A 16,498-nucleotide genomic window follows, 5' to 3' on the forward strand; every position below is an offset into this window, starting at 1 on the left:
TGAATGATATAAAAATAAAACCGGCAAATATTGAGTTTTTGTCGGTTAATAGTGATAAATTATATATCACTAGCACTTGGATGCACCGCAGTTACGACATTTGAGGCATCCTTCCTGATAGACCAACGTCTCCTGGCCGCAGACGGGACACTTCTGTCCTTTGGCTTCGGTTTCGTTGGGAAGGTATTTCTTCAGTGCGCGCTCCACACCGTTCTTCCAAGTGTTGATAGTCTCACTGTCGAGTTCCAGCCCCGATACCAGCTTGATCACCTGGTCGATAGGCATCCCGTAACGCAACACACCGGAAATAAGCTTTGCATAGTTCCAATACTCAGGATTGAACTTTCCATCCAGCCCTTCGATGGTCACCTTGTAACCACGCCTGTTCTGGAACTGGAAATCATAATGCTTCCGGCCGTCGCTGTCATATGCCTTGATAATCTTCCCGGAGGTAACTGTCTTAGGCAGCATGATACCATCGTCTTCATCGTTGATACCGGTAAAGATCTCATACGGCCTGCCATTATGTAATCCGATGAAAGCGATCCACTTCTCCTTATTATTCTGGAACTTGATCACATCGGCTTCCAACTCAACAGGACGGGAGGTGACAATTGCCGGCAATTCGTAACAGTCATCGTCTTTTTCTTCTTTTTTGTCACCGTTGGAGATAAGCACACCGGCCCGCGATCCGTCGCGATAGACCGTACAACCTTTACAACCGCTCTTCCACGCTTCCATGTATAATTCGCCCACCAGCTCCTCGGTCACATCATTCGGCAGGTTGATAGTCACGCTAATTGAGTGGTCTACCCATTTCTGCACTCTTCCCTGCATCTTTACCTTTTGCAGCCAGTCCACATCGTTGGAGGTAGCTTTATAATAGGGTGATTTTGCCACCATCTCATCGATTTCTTCGTTGGTGTAGCGTTTGGTAGTAGAATAGCCCTTGGCTTCCATCCAGGTCACGAATTTATGATGGAACACCGTGTATTCTTCCCATGAATCGCCGTTCTCATCCACGAAGTCGATCTTCACATCCTTGTCATTGGGGTTTACCTTACGACGACGGGTATAAACAGGCAAAAAGACCGGCTCGATACCCGAAGTGGTCTGCGACATAAGACTGGTTGTTCCTGTAGGAGCGATGGTAAGGAGGGCTATATTACGCCTTCCGTATTTCACCATATCTTCATACAGCTGAGGATCAGCCTCTTTCAGGCGATTGATAAAGGGATTGTTTTTCTCTCTTTCTATATCGAATATTTCGAATGCACCCCGCTCTTTTGCCATCTCCACAGATGAGGCATAGGCATTGAGTGCCACTGTACGGTGTACTTTTTCCGAGAAATCATTACCCTCGTCAGTTCCATAACGAATACCCAATGCAGCGAGCATATCTCCCTCTGCAGTGATACCTACACCGGTACGACGCCCTTGCAGGGTTTTAAGTTGGATCTTCTTCCAGAGATTACGCTCGGAATATTTTACTTCTTCCGATTCGGGGTCGGCTTCTATTTTTTCGAGGATCATATCGATCTTTTCCGATTCCAGATCCACGATATCGTCCATGATACGTTGCGCCAACCGTACATGCTTGCCAAACAGTTCGAAATCGAAATAAGCATCCTCCTTAAAGGGATTCACCACATAGGAATAGAGGTTGATAGCCAACAGGCGGCAACTGTCGTAGGGACACAACGGAATTTCACCGCACGGATTGGTCGATACGGTTCTGAAACCCAGGTCGGCATAACAGTCGGGGATCGACTCGCGGATGATGGTATCCCAGAACAGCACACCGGGTTCGGCCGATTGCCAGGCATTGTGCACAATCTTTTTCCACAACCTCTCGGCATCAATCGTTTTTTCATATTTCGGTTTGTCGGAATCAATAGGAAACTTCTGTACATAGGGCTTTCCTTCTGATGCAGCTTCCATAAATCCATCATCGATTTTTACCGAGATATTGGCTCCGGTTACTTTACCCTGCTCCAACTTGGCATTGATAAAATCTTCCGAGTCGGGATGCTTGATAGACACGCTCAACATCAGAGCACCTCTACGACCGTCCTGTGCCACTTCACGCGTGGAATTGGAGTAGCGTTCCATAAAAGGAACCAAGCCAGTGGAAGTGAGTGCCGAATTCTTTACGGGCGATCCTTTCGGCCGGATATGAGAGAGGTCGTGCCCTACCCCGCCGCGGCGTTTCATTAATTGTACCTGCTCCTCGTCGATACGGATAATGGCGCCATAGGAATCGGCATCGCCATCCATCCCTATCACAAAGCAATTTGATAACGAGGCCACCTGGTAATCATTTCCGATACCGGTCATAGGGCTTCCCTGGGGAATGATATAACGAAAACGGTCGAACAAGTCGAACAGTTCTTTTTCACTCAACGGATTGGCATATTTCTTTTCGATCCGGGCTACTTCTTTGGCCAAACGCCAATGCATATCTTCGGGCGTCTTTTCATAGATATCACCCTGACTGTCTTTGAGGGCGTATTTGCTTACCCACACCTTGGCCGCCAGTTCATCGCCCTGGAAATACCTTAACGAGGCGTTATAGGCTTCGTCGAAAGTGTATGTCTTCTTTTTCATCAGGAAAAAATTATATAATATAAAACTTCATTAAAATTAGACTATTTCTACGCTCGGAAAAGTAAATAAATTCACTTTGCACTTGCTTAACGAAAATGTCCTAAAATGTCACTTATTCTCCAAAACAGACCACTCTATTTCCCAAAGTAAGGTTTTTTGGTTTTGCAAGTTTATGGAAAGTTTCTAAGAATCCAAAATTTTTATCTATTTTTTTATCAACAAAAACCAAAAGTTTTCCGAAAAAATTCACAACAACCTGATAATAAATAATTTAATTTTGATAAAAAGAGAAAAAGTTTTCCATTTGGTACAACACTATTGAAATTCAAACAAATAAATAAGTAAAGAAAAGAACATAAATAACCGGCAAAATATAAATAAAAAAATCACTCAAGGGACAAAACCCACTGAGTGATAAGTATCCCGCAAGATTAATAAACCTACGGTGTAACAAAAAGATGTGTTAATCGAAATTTTTCACCGCTCCCATAAAAAGAATGGCACCGGTGGAATTTTCCTGAATGAGATAAAGGAAAGGACGATTAGCGTTAAATACCACTTTTTCCGGATTTACAGGAAGGGAGGTCATTATCATCCCGATTGTAGTAACAGCTGCCGCTTCGGTACCCAACTCATCAGTACTGATATAGGTATCCTGTTTAACGAAATCAATTTTAGCAGGTGCATCACTCATCCGTGAAAAATCGGCCACATTGGCAAAAGCGATCCCCATCCCCATTTTTGCAAGGACCTCATTCAACCTTTTACTATACTCTGTTTTGAATTTAGGTAAGGAGAGTTCAACCTCGGCCTCATGCAATCCCGACTTCAAATTTTCCCAATAACCCTCCTGACGGGTTACTGCCACCACATCCTGTAGTTTTTTATCCTCTGCAGGCAGGAGTACCATCATACTGAAAGCCTGATTACCATAGGGAAGTTGTACTAATTGGAGGTTCCCATCATTGGTATAATTAAACTTTGCAGTTTGTTTCATCATCTCCACATTTTTCCGTGTACCATTTTCATAGGTAAACGGCCTTTCAGAAGTGTTCTTCTTGTCAAATTCTGAAGTCCATATACCTTTAAAGTAAATGGCATTAAGCAGATACATCAGATCTTCAGGTTTGGTATTCTCTATCACTTTCTCTATCAAACCGTTGGTATTATCCGATGCCCACTTATTAATAATACCTACGGTTTCAGGACGGGTAAAATCGACACCTTCTACAGTCGCTTCATAGAACGAGCGATTAGTATTAACAAAATCGGGCTTGATCTTAATGGATTGATTGGTAAAAATAGCGTTGGCAATTGATAACTTAGTGGAAGGATCTGTTTTTAATAAAGCCTCCCTGAGTTTTTTATAGTAACTATTGAGTTCATCATCGGAAAATCCATCCATTTTCAGCGTTTGCTGCATAGCCTCCTTTGTTTTGCCGGCAGCACCGTTCCATGTCATGGCAAGGGCCATGCTCAGGCTCAGCGGCGAAACCATAAAATTATTGTCTTCGCCGAGGGATTCTTCCACAAACAGATGTTCAAAGAATTCAAACGCAAAAGTCTGGTCTGCACGTACCATCTGCCGCTCTGCCGAGCGCAGGTCTATCCGGATGGGATCGGGGAGATCTCCGGCCCGCACATCACTGCCGTTTTTATCACAAGACATAGCCCAAAACAGGCTTGTAATAATTACCATTAATAACAATGAGTTGATCTTCGATAGCATAACAGTTATATTTAAGTGAACATTCTCCATTTACATATTTATATGATGTATTTAAACGGCAAATTGTTGCAAAAAGACCATTAAAAAAGGTGAAAAGGAGGAAAGGTGAAAAGGAGGGACGGAGGAAAAGTGGGATCTTTTACTTGCAGTAACTGTAAATGATAAAATTAATGCGTATTTTTGCCTGCTGATTGATCAGGTTTTACACTGGTTGGTCTGATTTATGTACCACTTTTAAATTATTGTCTGTCGGAATGAGAAGATGGCGTATTGAAGACTCAGAAGAGTTATATAATATCAACGGTTGGGGAAACGGTTATTTCTCCGTCAACGAAAAGGGTCATGTGCAGGTAACTCCACGTAAACAGGGAGGCTATAGCGTAGACCTGAGCGAGCTAATGCGTGAATTGTACCTGCGCGATGTTTCAGCTCCCGTATTGATACGGTTTCCCGAGATACTGGACAACCGTATTGAAAAGATATCTCAAAGTTTCGCCATTGCATCGAAAGAGTATGAATATAATGCCCAGAATTACATCATCTACCCTATCAAGGTAAACCAGATGCGACAGGTAGTAGAAGAGATCGTTTCCAGTGGAAAACGGTTCAATATAGGACTGGAAGCCGGATCCAAACCGGAACTCCATGCCGTGCTGGCAATCAATACCGATAATGACTCTCTTATCATATGCAACGGATATAAAGATGAAAGTTATATAGAACTGGCACTGCTGGCACAAAAGATGGGAAAGAAAGTATTCATCGTTGTTGAGAAACTGAATGAACTCGACCTGACCATCCAGATCGCTAAGCGGCTAAAGGTAAAACCCAATATTGGTATCCGTGTGAAACTGGCCAGCTCCGGCAGTGGCAAGTGGGAAGAGTCGGGCGGCGACGGCAGCAAGTTCGGCCTCAATTCAAGTGAACTGCTCGAAGCGTTGGAGGTGCTCAAGGCAAACAAAATGGATGACTGTTTTCAGCTTATCCATTTTCACATAGGAAGCCAGATCACAAAAATACGCCGTATTAAAACAGCATTGCGCGAAGCAGCCCAGTTTTACGTCCAGCTACATACGCTGGGATTCAAGATCCAGTATGTAGATATAGGGGGTGGATTGGGTGTCGATTACGACGGTACACGTTCCTCTTTTACCGAAAACAGTATCAATTATTCTATTCAGGAATATGTGAATGACTCTGTATTTGCTTTTGTGGATGCGGCAAACAAGAACGAGCTACCCCACCCCGACATCATCACAGAATCGGGACGTGCACTTACGGCACATCATTCGGTATTAATCTTTGAAGTACTGGAAACGGCTACCTTACCGGCATGGCCGGAGGACCAGGAGTTGGAAGAGGATGCCCATGAATTGGTGAAAGAACTCTACAATATCTGGGATACGCTTACACAGGCACGGATGCTGGAAGCATGGCACGACGCACAGCAAATAAGGGAAGAGTCACTCGACCTATTCAGTCTGGGCATGCTCGATTTGAAAACCCGGGCACAGATGGAGCAACTCTACTTCTCTATCGTGCGGGAAATCAATATCACCAGCAACCGGGCCAAACATGCCCCCGAAGAACTAAGGCAACTATCTACCCTGTTACCTGACAAATATTTCTGTAACTTCTCGTTATTCCAGTCGCTCCCCGACTCCTGGGCCATCGACCAGGTATTTCCAATTATCCCTATTCACCGGCTGGATGAGAAACCCGACAGGACTGCCACATTGCAGGATATCACCTGCGACTCGGACGGGAAAATATCCAATTTTGCTTCGCAGGATGGATTCCGCTCTGCTTATCTTCCCGTCCATTCTCTTAAAAAAGATGAATCCTATTATATAGGTGTTTTTCTGGTGGGGGCTTATCAGGAAATTCTGGGCGACCTGCATAACCTGTTCGGCGACACCAATGTGGTACATGTTTCTACGGGCGAAAGCGGATATAAGATCGATCAGGTAATCGATGGTGAGTCAGTAGCGGAAGTACTGGAATATGCGCAATATAATCCCAAGAAACTGGTTCGTACCGTGGAGACCTGGGTGATGAGCTCCGTAAAACAAGGGAAGATCTCGGTAGAAGAAGGGAAAGAATTCCTCTCAAACTACCGGTCGGGGTTGTACGGATACACTTATCTGGAATAAGCGCATTCCTCGTCCACCACTTCAAACTCAATGGTACAGTGCTGTACCCCCATTGACAACAGTTTGTCACGGATCTCCAATTTTAGTCGGTGTTGTTCCTCCATCGGAAGAGCGCTACGAAGTACCACGTGAACGGTCATTACGTTGTATTCGCCGTCTACCGACCAGGCATGGAGATCATGTACATCTTGCACTTCCCCGATTCCCAGTAGCGACCGTTTCACTTCTTCCATATCAAGATGCGAAGGACTCCCCTGCAAAATAATACGCAAGCTTTGACGGATATTTCTATACACATTATAAAGGATATAGAGAGAAATAAGAATGGAAAGGAGAGGATCGATAAATGGCGCGTCGACAAAATACATGATCCCTGCACCTATCAATACCGCCAGCCACCCCAGCACATCTTCCAGGAGATGTAGCGACACCACCCTTTCGTTGATTGAGCTTCCTTTCCTCAGCCGAAGGACAGCCATCCCGTTAATGATCACTCCCAGAACGGCAAGTAACAACATCCCTTTCACATCGGGATGTTGAGGATTAAACAGACGGGGAATAGCATGCGTCAGGATCAGGATACTTCCCACCAGCAGTATCACCGAATTGATCACGGCACCTAATAACGAAAAACGTTTGTAGCCATAGGTGTATTCCTTGGTTCGGGGTCTCTTTGCCACTTTTTGGAAATACCATGACAGCCCGAGCGAAAAACTATCGCCCAGATCATGGACTGCATCCGAAAGGATTGCCACACTATTGGTTATCAAACCACCGACTAACTCAATAATGGTGAAAGAAAGATTCAGAAAAAAAGCCGCCCTGATATTCTTTACATCCGTGTGTCCGTAGTGATGATCGTGATGGTGGTGCTGATGTGCATGCATAACTAACTCAACTCTGTCTATTTATCGATCCCGACACGATTCAGGATAAAGGCAAACTCAAAGGCAGTATCTTTGATACCATCATATCGCCCCGTAGCACCTCCATGGCCTGAATCCATATTCATATGAAGTAACAGGATATTATCATCCGTCTTCATTGCACGCAGTTTAGCCGCATATTTGGCCGGTTCGTGGAAAAGCACCTGCGAATCGTTTATACCGCCGGTAATCAATATATTGGGATAATCCTGCGCGGTGATATTATCATAGGGTGAGTAAGAAAGGATATAGTTGTAATATTCCTCTTCATTGGGGTTCCCCCACTCTTCATATTCACCTGTGGTGAGTGGCAGCGTATCGTCGAGCATAGTGTTGACTACATCGACAAACGGTACCTGCGCTACGATAGTCTGGTAAAGGTCCGGACGCATATTCGCCACGGCACCCATCAGCAATCCCCCTGCACTTCCCCCCATGGCGGCCAGTTTGTAGGAAGATGTATAACCATCCTGTATCAGTTTTTCGCTGCAGGCGATAAAATCGGTAAAGGTATTCTTTTTATGCAACAGTTTGCCATCTTCATACCATTGCTCACCCAGGTCACTTCCTCCACGGATCTGGGCAACGGCGTACACAAAACCGCGATCGATCAGGCTGTACATGCTCGCACTGAAGTAAACATCGGAACTTATTCCGTAACTTCCATAGGAATAGAGCAACGCGGGATTGCTGCCATCTTTCTTCAATCCTTTCTTGTAAACGACAGCCATCGGAACCTGCACTCCGTCGGGAGCGGTCGCCCAAAGCCGTTCCACTGTATAATCATCAGGGTTGAATCCGGAAGGCACTTCCTGTTCTTTCAGTTTTTCCGTTTCTTTTGTCTCTATGTTATATTCGTATAAAGTAGTGGGGCGGTTAAGCGACGTATACGAATACCGGAAAGTGACGGCATCATATTCGGGATTACCGCTGAGTGATGCCGTATAGACCGGTTCGGGAAAAGCAATCGTTTCCGTTTTTCCCTCTCCGGACACCGGTTTGATCTGAATTTCAGCCAGTCCGTTTTTCCTTAACTCGAGCAACACATGATCTTTCAGTATATCGATCGATTCTATACGGACATTTTTATCATGGGGCATAAACAGTTTCCAGGTAGCACGATCTTCATAGCCGGTGAGCGGCATTTCGTAGATCATACCGTTAAGATTCTCTTTGTCTTTATAACGCACAAAAAACTTGTCCTTATGCGGATAAACACTATACTCCACATCCTGCACGCGGGGAAGGAACACTTTAAACGGATCGGCAGGCCGGTCGGCAGAGATATATCTCTCTTCGGATGTGGTAGAACTTGCACTGGCAATAAAAATATGCTGCCTGGTCTTGCTACCGTAGACGTAAGTGCCAAAACGGGCATCCGTCTCTTCATATACCAACTCACCTGCTGTCGCATCCAGTTGTTGCCTGTATATTTTAGAAGATCGTAATGTCTGGTCGATCAGGCTGTAGAAAAGCGTCCTGTTGTCGTTAGCCCATGCTACCGAGGCAACGCCATCCATCGAAAACCCTACATCTTCACCCGAAGCAAGGTCTTTGACCTTCATCGTGAATTCGGCATATGAACCGGTCTCATTATAGAAATAAACCGCCTTGCTGTTATCCGGACTGATAGAATAGCCTCTGAAAATAAATGCAGGTTTCCCTTCGGCCATCGCATTCACATCGAAAATAATCTCTTCCGGGGATTCCATCGCCCCTTTACGACGACAATAGGTGCGATACTGTTTCCCTTTTTCAGTGCGGCTATAGTAGTAATAACCATCCTTAAACGAGGGATAACTCTCATCATCCTCTTTCATTCTACCTACAATCTCATCAAAAATGGTCTGCTGAAGCGCTTTGGTAGAGGCCATTATGCTATCTGTATAGATATTCTCGGCATTGAGGTAATCAATTACCTTCGGGTTGTTTTTGTCTTTCAACCAATAATAGTTGTCGACACGCTGTTGCCCGAAATTGATAAACGTATCGGGAATCACTTCCGCTACCGGAGGAGCGGGAAAATCGGATTGTTTCAAAATCTTCACTTCTTCTTTTTTAAGATTGCACGATACGACCATAAGTGTAATAACACTCACAATCACCAAATTAATATGTCTCATGCGATTATTTTATTTCTGTTTATTCAATCGTCCGATTTACCGGGTCATTTCACCATTATATTGACTCTTCTATCGGGTTCGTAAGGCAAAATTACATGATTTTTTCTGAAAACAACACGAACCGGCAAAATAGCTGTGATATACAAACCATAAATCCAAAATTTATGTGAAAAATATTGAACATTCTATTTATCCTTTTGTTATAAAGTGGCAACCCAACTTACCTGAAGGGTAAATAAACGTTTATAAACAGAGCATTATGATCCGGATTAAACGTATATATGATCAATTGGGCGATGATGACGGATATCGTATACTGATAGACCGGCTATGGCCGCGCGGCATATCCAAAGAAAACGCCCATGTGGATCTCTGGTTAAAAGAAATTGCTCCATCTACAGAATTAAGGAAATGGTTCCAACATGATCCCGCAAAGTGGGAAGAGTTCGGTGAACGGTACCGGAAAGAACTGTCCGGCGAGAAAGAGCAACTGAACCGGATAAAAGAGCTCGAAAAAAAGCATAAACAGGTGACATTACTCTATGCCGGGAAGGATGAGGCGCATACCCATGCGCTGGTATTATTGGAAGAATTAAATACAAAATCATAATAAATAGTGAAAAAACTCCCCCTGCATTGGAAGATAGTGATAGGAATGGTGTTCGGCATCTTGTTCGGTGTACTGGTAAGTAATTTTAGTTGGGGGAAACAGTTTGTGAGCGACTGGATCGCACCTTTCGGCACAATTTTTATCCGGCTGCTGAAGTTGATCGCCATCCCCTTAATTTTCACCTCATTGGTAAAAGGGATATCCGACCTGAAAGACATATCGAGATTCCGGAATATCGGAGTCCGCACCATCATTCTATATATCAATACTACTGCCACGGCTATCATCATAGGATTGCTTTTGGTCAATACGTTAAAACCGGGAGCGGGGATTTCACAGGAGACCATCGACGAGTTGACAGAGACATACGCCGGCAATGCATCCATCTCCTCCAATATACAGGCAGCCGAACAGCAGGACAGTGGCCCGTTGGATTTTCTGGTCAATTTGGTACCCGAGAACATTTTCACAGCTTTCGGCGATAACAGCCTGATGCTGCAGGTGATATTCTTCTCCATTATTTTTGGGATCAGTATGCTGCTGATTGACCCGGAGAGGGCGAGGCCGGTTGCCAAACTGATCACAGGGTTAAACGAAATTGTGTTGAAGATGGTCAACCTGATCATGCTGATGGCTCCCTTTGCCGTATTTGCACTTCTGGCTCAAATCGTGGTCAGCTCCGACAATGTAGAGATACTCCAGAAACTGCTCTTTTATGGTGCTACAGTGCTATTGGGGCTTATACTGATGCTCTGCTTCTACCTGATTGTGGTCTATCTTTATACCGGAAAGAGTCCCGGTTGGTTTATCAAGGGGATTGCCCCTGCACAACTTCTCGCTTTCTCCACCAGCTCAAGTGCCGCCACACTGCCGGTGACAATGGAACGGGTGACGGATCACCTGGGAGTGGACAATGAGGTATCAAGTTTCGTACTCCCTGTGGGAGCTACCATCAATATGGACGGTACGAGCCTCTATCAGTCGGTAGCTGCTGTGTTCATTGCACAGGCACTCCATTTCCCACTGGATTTCTCCGACCAGTTGACCATTATTCTGACTGCCTTGCTGGCCTCTATCGGTGCGGCAGCCGTACCCGGTACCGGTATGATCATGCTGGTGATCGTACTGGAGTCTATCGGATTTCCTGCCGATAAACTGGCAATCGGCCTTGCATTGATCTTCGCTATTGACCGCCCTCTCGACATGTGCCGCACAGTAATCAATATCACAGGTGACTCCATGGTATCGGTAGTGGTAGCCAAATCACTCGGCAAATTACATCATTCTGTACAAAAGGAAGAAAATCCACTCCATAATCAGAATGATATATCCCTGCACTAATCCTTCTTCTTTTCCGTAGTTACATCTCTACATCTTTCCAAGTGTCCGCTTCCGTACAGAACTGTTCGGAAACGGACACTTAATCTCCACATTCAATCCTAATAATCAGCGTATTATATTTATGGCATGCGTTTTGTCTTTAATAAAGCAAAACAGACAACATATATGGACAGAAAAATACCCAAAGATGTTCTCCTCAAAGAGAAAAGAAAAAGGTGGATCAAATATGGTACGATTATCCTTTCTTCTGTAGTTGCCATATTCGTAATCATCTCTTTGCTCCGGGATAGCATACCAGTAAAAAATATCCAACTATCCTCCGTCGATAAAGGTACGATCGAAGTCACAGCAAGTGCATCGGGTAAAGTGATGCCGGCATTTGAAGAGACAATCATTGCCCCCATTGAGAGCCGTATCATGAAAGTGCATAAGAGAGCCGGCGACTCGGTGGATGTAGGTACCCCCTTGTTACAACTCGACCTCCAAAGTATCGAGACCGACTACCGCAAAATGCTGGACGAGCTACAGATGCGCCAGTACCGTATTGAACAACAGCGCATCAAGAACAGCAGTACTCTCAGTGATATGGAAATGCAACTAAAAGTGAACGACATGCAGATCGATAAGATGGCTGTAGAAGTGGTCAATGAGAAATACCTCGACAGTATTGGAGCGGGTACCACTGATAAGGTCCGTGAGGTGGAGATCAGTTACAACGTAGCAAAGTTGGAACAAGAGCAGGCACGCAAAAAATTCGAGAACGACCGTAAGGTGGCCGATGCAGAATTGCGTGTACAGGAGTTGGAACTCGAAATTTTCCGCAAATCATTGGCAGAAACCAAACGTATCCTTGAAGATGCACAGATCCGCTCTCCACGGAAAGCCATACTCACTTATATCAATAATCAGGTGGGCGCCCGTGTGGGACAGGGAATAGAGGTAGCTATCCTGTCAGACCTGTCACAGTTCCGTATCGATGGCGAGATTGCCGACAGTTACGGTGACCGTATTTCTGTTGGAAGCAAGTCTGTCGTAAGGATCGGAAGTGATGAATTGACGGGGGTTGTCAGCAACGTCACCCCACTGTCGAAAAATGGTGTGATCCAGTTCACCGTGCAATTGGATGATCCCGATAACCAACGATTGCGGTCGGGATTACGTACCGATGTTTATGTGATGAATGCCGTCAAGGAGGACGTATTACGTATTGACAACGGCACATATTACAGTGGTCAGGGCACGTATGAACTGTTTGTACTGAATGGCGGTACCCTTGAAAAACGAAAAGTACAATTAGGCGAAAGCAATTATCAATATGTCGAAGTGATCTCCGGTCTGGAACCGGGCGACCGCGTAGTAGTATCCGATATGAACCGGTACAGGGATAAGAGCAGGTTGAAAGTGTCTGAATAAAATGCCAATGAGACCAATGTGCCAATGTGGCTACATGCCAACATGCCAATGAGACCAATGTAAACAATAATTTAATGATTAAATTGGTAGATAAATTTCATTGGCACATTAACTACACTTCGTTCCGTTGAACGTTGTTTGACATATTAATAAATTAGCACATTGGTTTAGTCTTGGCTCCCAAGAAGAAGTAATATTTAAACAAATAAATGACAAAATGGAAACGATGATTTTATTGGACAAAGTACACAAAATTTACCGTACAGAAGAGATTGAAACCGTAGCATTGGAAAACGTGAACCTCGAAGTGAGGAAAGGTGAATTCCTGGCCGTAATGGGACCGTCGGGGTGCGGCAAATCGACTCTTCTCAACGTGATGGGCTTGCTCGATGCACCCACATCCGGAAAAGTAATTATCGACGGCAAAGAAACAGCTGAAATGAAAGACCGTGAACTAGCCAGGTTCCGCAACGAAAACCTGGGCTTTGTGTTTCAGAGCTTCCACCTGATCAATTCACTCAATGTGCTCGATAATGTAGAACTTCCTCTACTTTATCGCAAGACGGGAGCACGCGAGCGTCGCCGGCTGGCAGAGGAGGTACTTACACGCGTCGGCCTGTCACACCGGATGCGCCATTTTCCCACACAACTATCGGGCGGACAGTGCCAGCGCGTAGCCATCGCCCGCGCCGTCATCGGTAACCCGTCGATTATACTTGCCGATGAGCCGACAGGAAACCTTGATTCGAAAATGGGCGCTGAAGTAATGGACCTACTTCACAAACTCAACCGCGAAGACGGTCGTACCATCGTGATGGTAACGCACGACGAAAGCAAGGCCAAAGAAACTTCACGTATCATCCGCTTCCTCGACGGTCGACAGATCTCATAAAGAAAATCTAAAAAAATGATTCAACAATATTTCAAACAGGCGTGGCGGCTACTGAAAGAGAATCCAGTATTAAGTGCCATTTCCATTATTGGCACAGCATTAGCGATCTGCATGATCATGGTGATCGTGATGTCGCATCAGGTAAAAAATGCCCCCTATCCGCCCGAAACCAACCGGGATCGAATGCTGTACGTGAAATGGATGTCAAGCAGGGAAAAAAATTCGACGAACACTGGCTCGTCCAACGGCCCTATGGGTTACGGTTTCGCCAAATCATGCTTCAAAGCACTGGAAACACCTGAGGCAGTCTCTATTGTGTCAGCTTTTGCACCATCGGCTATGGTAGCCATGCCGGGCCAGAATATAGCTGAGAATTATGATAAAATGCTTACCGACGAGGATTTCTGGCAGGTATTCGATTTCATATTCATTGATGGTAAACCGTACACAAAGGCCGATGTAGACGCCGGATTACGGAAAGTCGTCATCACTGAAAAAGTAGCCCTCAAAACATTCGGTACCACAATTGTTTCCGGACAACGCATTTTGATCGATTACGCGGAGTTTACAGTAAGCGGTGTGGTAAAAGATGTCTCTGCACTGGCAACGGCCGCTTACTCGCAGATATGGATGCCGATCACTACCAAAATTCTTCCGGAAGGGGGTACAGAGGGAATAAGCGGCTCCTGCAGAGTATTTATTCTGGCAAAACACAAAAGAGATTTTCCGGCAATAAAGGAGGAAGCGGAAATACTTCGTAAAAAATACAACGACGGAACGACTACCTACGAAGCCTTCTATCGCAATCAACCAGATACCCATTTCGTCTTTTTACATCGTAAATGGGCAAACCAGGAACCTGATATGAAATCAATCGTACGACAATCGGTCATTGTACTGGTGCTTTTGTTGATCGTTCCAGCCATCAACTTATCGGGAATGATGAATTCAAGGATGAGAAAACGCCTCTCCGAACTCGGAGTAAGGCGGGCCTTTGGAGCCTCTCAGAAAAACCTGCTTTCACAAGTGATGTGGGAAAGTATGCTGCAAACACTGTTAGGCGGTGCATTAGGTTTAATTTTCTCCTACATTGCCGCTTATGCCCTGAAAGGAATAATTTATGAAAACAGTGATATGGCATTCCATTTGGGCGAGGTCACCCTCAACCCTGTTTCATTGCTCAGTCCCGCTATTTTCCTATACGCACTTCTGTTTTGCCTGTTACTCAACACGCTATCTGCATTTATTCCCGCACGGAACGTATCACACAAGCCCATCGTAGATTCTATTCACTCAAAATAAATCATATTATGTTTAAGCATATCCTCACGATCATCAAAAACGAACGCAAGCAAAATATCGGTTTATGGATAGAGTTGCTGATTGTCGCCCTCTTCCTTTGGTATATAGTAGATAACGTGTATGTAACGCTGAATAATTACTACAAGCCATTAGGTTTCGATACGGAGCATACCTATATCATGCGCCTGGGATTATTAAATGAAAGCAGCTATGAGTATGTAAAAGATATATCCACTGAAACTGCTGTAGGATATCTATACACAGCGTTGGAACACATCCAGCGGAATCCGATGATTGAAGCGGCAAGCATATCATTCCACTCCAGCCCTCATATCGGAAGTAACAGATCGCGAAATATCCACCGGGATACACTCAGTACGAAATATAGTGTACTAAACCGGACGGTCACACCCAACTTTTTCAGAGTATTCAAATACCAGGCGGAGAACGGGAGTACCGATGAACTGGTGCAAGCACTGGAACGCAATGAGTTGGTGATCTCACCCGGAGTGGCCAAAGAGCTCTTTCCCCACGATGAACCGCCGGTCGGGAAACAGGTATCCTTCGAGAAGAGTGACTCTGCTCAACTATACAGAGTGGGAGCTGTTTCCAGGGTAGTCCGGTATGACAATTTCTCCAATTGGAATTCTTATTTTGCACAACGTATAGACAATGACTTCCTCAAAACTTTCACCGGCGAATGGGTCGGCGGTCTGGAATTCTGCGTGCGGGTAACACCCGAAGAAGATCATGATTTTATCCGTCGTTTCCGGGAGAGTATGACCCAACAATTGCGTCTCGGCAACTATTATCTGGGAGAAATACAATCAATACCCATCAATAAAAAAGCATTTCAGAAAGACGACATTAACGATCTGAAAATGAGGATGTTTATTGTCTTCTTTTTGCTGGTCAATATTTTCCTGGGGATTACCGGAATATTCTGGTTCAGGACACAACACCGACGGAGTGAAATTGGCCTGCGTGTTTCGCTGGGTGATACTCCCAAACAGGTACTGAGAAAATTTTACATCGAAGGCTTGCTACTACTCACAACGGCAATGGTTCCGACAATGATCGTGATCTATATACTCGGCAGAGAAGGGATATTTGCTACTTACCTTATGCATTTCACCCCCGGAAGGTATTTTATTGGCTTTGCCATTACATATATCCTTTTGATAATAATGATTGTTCTCGGCATACGAATTCCCGCCCTTAAAGCGGTAAAAGTACCGCCGGCAACAGCATTGCGGGATGAGTAGTATGATGATGTGCTAATTAATGTGCCAAAATGTGATGATTTTACGATTTGATAATTGGTAATTAGTAACTGGTAATTGGTAATTAAACTGAACCACTATGGATTGAAAATCCATAGGTTCGATTCCGACTAAAAGTC

The 16,498-nt window shown here is 44.7% G+C and carries 11 protein-coding genes; 7 read left to right on the forward strand and 4 right to left on the reverse strand.

Going from position 1 to position 16,498, the window contains the following annotated elements:
• Positions 1 to 69: 69 nt before the first annotated feature.
• The gene (locus U2P89_RS03695) at positions 70 to 2,607 is read right to left on the reverse strand and encodes an adenosylcobalamin-dependent ribonucleoside-diphosphate reductase (protein WP_322190662.1); all 2,538 of its coding nucleotides are present in this window, start codon (positions 2,605 to 2,607) and stop codon (positions 70 to 72) included.
• A 463-nt stretch (positions 2,608 to 3,070) separates the two neighbouring features.
• Positions 3,071 to 4,336 carry a serpin family protein gene (locus U2P89_RS03700; protein ID WP_322190663.1) on the reverse strand — a complete coding sequence of 422 codons (1,266 nt, stop codon included), beginning with the start codon at positions 4,334 to 4,336 and terminating at the stop codon, positions 3,071 to 3,073.
• Between the two features lie 254 nt (positions 4,337 to 4,590).
• On the opposite strand from U2P89_RS03700, the gene speA reads away from it, so the two are divergent.
• Positions 4,591 to 6,489, forward strand: a complete 1,899-nt coding sequence (gene speA, locus U2P89_RS03705; protein WP_322190664.1) for a biosynthetic arginine decarboxylase — start codon at positions 4,591 to 4,593, stop codon at positions 6,487 to 6,489.
• Here the strand turns inward: speA and U2P89_RS03710 are convergent.
• Together U2P89_RS03710 and U2P89_RS03715 are read right to left on the reverse strand one after the other, a co-directional pair.
• Positions 6,477 to 7,376 (reverse strand): cation diffusion facilitator family transporter, encoded by a 900-nt coding sequence (locus tag U2P89_RS03710; protein ID WP_322190665.1) that lies wholly within the window; start codon positions 7,374 to 7,376, stop codon positions 6,477 to 6,479. The genes speA and U2P89_RS03710 overlap by 13 nt on opposite strands.
• A gap of 17 nt (positions 7,377 to 7,393) precedes the next feature.
• Complete coding sequence (locus tag U2P89_RS03715; protein ID WP_322190666.1) at positions 7,394 to 9,538, reverse strand: S9 family peptidase; 2,145 nt, start codon at positions 9,536 to 9,538, stop codon at positions 7,394 to 7,396.
• A gap of 259 nt (positions 9,539 to 9,797) precedes the next feature.
• Here U2P89_RS03715 and U2P89_RS03720 point away from each other — a divergent pair, with 259 nt between their 5' ends.
• The 6 genes from U2P89_RS03720 to U2P89_RS03745 all read left to right on the forward strand — a co-directional run bounded on the left by U2P89_RS03720 (position 9,798) and on the right by U2P89_RS03745 (position 16,361).
• Positions 9,798 to 10,148 carry a DUF488 domain-containing protein gene (locus U2P89_RS03720; RefSeq protein ID WP_091906971.1) on the forward strand — a complete coding sequence of 117 codons (351 nt, stop codon included), beginning with the start codon at positions 9,798 to 9,800 and terminating at the stop codon, positions 10,146 to 10,148.
• Between the two features lie 6 nt (positions 10,149 to 10,154).
• Positions 10,155 to 11,489: a dicarboxylate/amino acid:cation symporter gene (locus U2P89_RS03725; protein WP_322190667.1), complete on the forward strand. Its 1,335-nt coding sequence runs from the start codon at positions 10,155 to 10,157 to the stop codon at positions 11,487 to 11,489.
• A gap of 165 nt (positions 11,490 to 11,654) precedes the next feature.
• Positions 11,655 to 12,902, forward strand: coding sequence for an efflux RND transporter periplasmic adaptor subunit (locus U2P89_RS03730; protein ID WP_322190668.1), 1,248 nt, complete (start codon positions 11,655 to 11,657; stop codon positions 12,900 to 12,902).
• A 217-nt stretch (positions 12,903 to 13,119) separates the two neighbouring features.
• Positions 13,120 to 13,794 (forward strand): ABC transporter ATP-binding protein, encoded by a 675-nt coding sequence (locus tag U2P89_RS03735; protein WP_416188611.1) that lies wholly within the window; start codon positions 13,120 to 13,122, stop codon positions 13,792 to 13,794.
• 15 nt (positions 13,795 to 13,809) lie between these two features.
• Positions 13,810 to 15,096 carry an ABC transporter permease gene (locus U2P89_RS03740; RefSeq protein WP_322190669.1) on the forward strand — a complete coding sequence of 429 codons (1,287 nt, stop codon included), beginning with the start codon at positions 13,810 to 13,812 and terminating at the stop codon, positions 15,094 to 15,096.
• A gap of 8 nt (positions 15,097 to 15,104) precedes the next feature.
• The gene (locus U2P89_RS03745; RefSeq protein WP_322190670.1) at positions 15,105 to 16,361 is read left to right on the forward strand and encodes an ABC transporter permease; all 1,257 of its coding nucleotides are present in this window, start codon (positions 15,105 to 15,107) and stop codon (positions 16,359 to 16,361) included.
• The last annotated feature ends 137 nt before the right edge of the window (positions 16,362 to 16,498 follow it).

Source organism: Proteiniphilum sp. (assembly GCF_034331125.1).
GTDB lineage: Bacteria > Bacteroidota > Bacteroidia > Bacteroidales > Dysgonomonadaceae > Proteiniphilum > Proteiniphilum saccharofermentans.

What these genes read in the sequence shown, in the direction of transcription:
- U2P89_RS03695 (WP_322190662.1), bottom strand. Translation starts at nt 2,607, where the DNA reads ATGAAAAAGAAGACATACACTTTCGACGAAGCCTATAACGCCTCGTTA.
- U2P89_RS03700 (WP_322190663.1), bottom strand. Translation starts at nt 4,336, where the DNA reads ATGCTATCGAAGATCAACTCATTGTTATTAATGGTAATTATTACAAGC.
- speA (WP_322190664.1), top strand. Translation starts at nt 4,591, where the DNA reads ATGAGAAGATGGCGTATTGAAGACTCAGAAGAGTTATATAATATCAAC.
- U2P89_RS03710 (WP_322190665.1), bottom strand. Translation starts at nt 7,376, where the DNA reads ATGCATGCACATCAGCACCACCATCACGATCATCACTACGGACACACG.
- U2P89_RS03715 (WP_322190666.1), bottom strand. Translation starts at nt 9,538, where the DNA reads ATGAGACATATTAATTTGGTGATTGTGAGTGTTATTACACTTATGGTC.
- U2P89_RS03720 (WP_091906971.1), top strand. Translation starts at nt 9,798, where the DNA reads ATGATCCGGATTAAACGTATATATGATCAATTGGGCGATGATGACGGA.
- U2P89_RS03730 (WP_322190668.1), top strand. Translation starts at nt 11,655, where the DNA reads ATGGACAGAAAAATACCCAAAGATGTTCTCCTCAAAGAGAAAAGAAAA.
- U2P89_RS03735 (WP_416188611.1), top strand. Translation starts at nt 13,120, where the DNA reads ATGGAAACGATGATTTTATTGGACAAAGTACACAAAATTTACCGTACA.
- U2P89_RS03740 (WP_322190669.1), top strand. Translation starts at nt 13,810, where the DNA reads ATGATTCAACAATATTTCAAACAGGCGTGGCGGCTACTGAAAGAGAAT.
- U2P89_RS03745 (WP_322190670.1), top strand. Translation starts at nt 15,105, where the DNA reads ATGTTTAAGCATATCCTCACGATCATCAAAAACGAACGCAAGCAAAAT.